Below are 1,852 nucleotides of genomic sequence, written 5' to 3' on the forward strand. Positions count from 1 at the left end.
AAAAAACACAATAGGATCGATGCTTTTCTGTCCGCTTGTTCCATAATACTGCTCTGTCAAGCCATATAAATAGTCTAAATTTAAGCCCTCTTTTAAGCGTCTGTAAAAGTTTGTTTTACTTACACGCTCACTTAACAGAAAACTAGTGAATAGTTTTTCTTGATACTCTTTTTTACCTTGCATAACTAAAGTTAATGATTTTTAAAACTAGTTTGAGAAAACTATAGTATCTTTATAAACAGAGTTGTGCAACATGCACACTGTATATAGCAAATAGGGCGTTTAGTGTTTTACGTAAGTCCAGTGCTATTTACAAATACCGCCAAATCGTTGATTTGGCTTTTAAAATGAATAAATTAAAAACAAAATACAACGTTTTGGCTCAGTGCAAACTTGAAAGTTTATTGCTTTCTAATGCCCTACTTGCCATATACTAAACGTTAGGCAACATTTGAATACAATATGAGTAACTGCATTTTTTGTGATATCGTTAATGGAAAGGCTCCTGCGTTTAAAATTTGGGAGAATGAAGAACATGTGGCATTTCTCTCAATTTTTCCAAATACAGAGGGTTTTACAGTTGTAGCAACTAAAAGACACTTAAATAGCTACTGCTTCGATTTAACGGATCTAGAATTATCAAAATTAATCATCGCCGCAAAACAAGTCGGGAAATTATTAGATGAGAAATTGGACGATGTGGGTAGAACTGGACTGATGATGGAAGGCTTTGGTGTGGACCATGCTCATGTTAAACTGTTTCCTATGCATGGCACTTCAGACTTGGAAACATGGAAACCATTTTTATCAAAACAGACGAAATACTTTGAGAAATATGAAGGTTATATCTCGTCGCATGATTGCGATAGAGCAAGTGATGATAAATTATTGCAAGTTTCCAATAAAATACTTAATTAAAAACGTTGCCTAACAAAGAACTGAGTTAAAAAACAAGCAATTTTAAGCTAATCTTGAAACAAAGTTTTCATCATAAGGTAATCCGCTTTTTGCAATAGCAAAAGCTTGTTTTAATAACTTATTTGCTACTGCTATTAATGCTAGTTTTTTACTCTTTCCTTTAGCAACTATTCTCTCAAATAATGCTTTACAAGCTTTGTTATATTTATAAGCTGAAAACGCTGCTAAAAACACTAAATTTCTAAGTTTTTTATTTCCTACTTTACTAATACGACTTCGTCCTCTAGCACTACTTCCAGACTCTCTAATTGTTGGTGTTATACCAGCATAACTACAAAGCTGTGAAGCCGTTTCAAACGTCTTAAAACCATCGGTTACAACTATTAGAAACAATGCTGTTTTTATTCCTATTCCTGGAATAGTTTGTAATAATGTTAATTGATGTTGTTGGTCTTGTTTTACTAATTCTAACAATCTATCTTCTAATAATTTTATCTCTTTTTTTAAGTGATATAAATTTCTTTTTAAAGAACGATAAACTGTTTTTGATGGAATACCTAAAACAGTTTCACCATGTAGTTTATTTTTTGTTGCTGTGCTCTTTTTTACATAACTATCCAGTAATCTAAACAACTGTAAGCATTCTGCCTGAATATCTGTTAAGGCATTATAAAGTGGCACTTCGTTTATTGTACCATACTCACAAATTGCTTTTGCATCGCTCTTATCGGTTTTTACTTTTGCTAATTTCATCTGGATAAATCGCTTAACACTTAAAGGATTTACAACCGAAACTACAACTCCATTTTTATATAAAAATTGAGCCAAGCGATAATGATAATAGCCAGTAGCTTCCATAACTACTAATGCCTTTTTTGGTAAACTTTTTAAAAGTTGTTTAAAACCAGATTCATCATTTTTTAATTCAACATGA

The 1,852-nt window shown here is 31.8% G+C and carries 2 protein-coding genes and 1 pseudogene; 1 reads left to right on the forward strand and 2 read right to left on the reverse strand.

Going from position 1 to position 1,852, the window contains the following annotated elements; genetic code table 11:
• Window positions 1-183, reverse strand: a pseudogene (locus ACVC08_RS00470) (IS1182 family transposase); the annotation flags it as partial.
• 279 nt (window positions 184-462) lie between these two features.
• Here ACVC08_RS00470 and ACVC08_RS00475 point away from each other — a divergent pair.
• Window positions 463-918, forward strand: coding sequence for an HIT family protein (locus ACVC08_RS00475; RefSeq protein ID WP_452600552.1), 456 nt, complete (start codon window positions 463-465; stop codon window positions 916-918).
• 42 nt (window positions 919-960) lie between these two features.
• Here the strand turns inward: ACVC08_RS00475 and ACVC08_RS00480 are convergent.
• On the reverse strand, window positions 961-1,852 hold an 892-nt coding region (locus tag ACVC08_RS00480), incomplete at its 5' end, for an IS110 family transposase (protein WP_452600553.1).

The organism is Pontimicrobium sp. MEBiC06410 (genome assembly GCF_053601615.1).

Excerpts from the sequence above, each read along its gene's own strand:
- ACVC08_RS00475 (WP_452600552.1), top strand. The coding sequence starts at position 463 with ATGAGTAACTGCATTTTTTGTGATATCGTTAATGGAAAGGCTCCTGCG.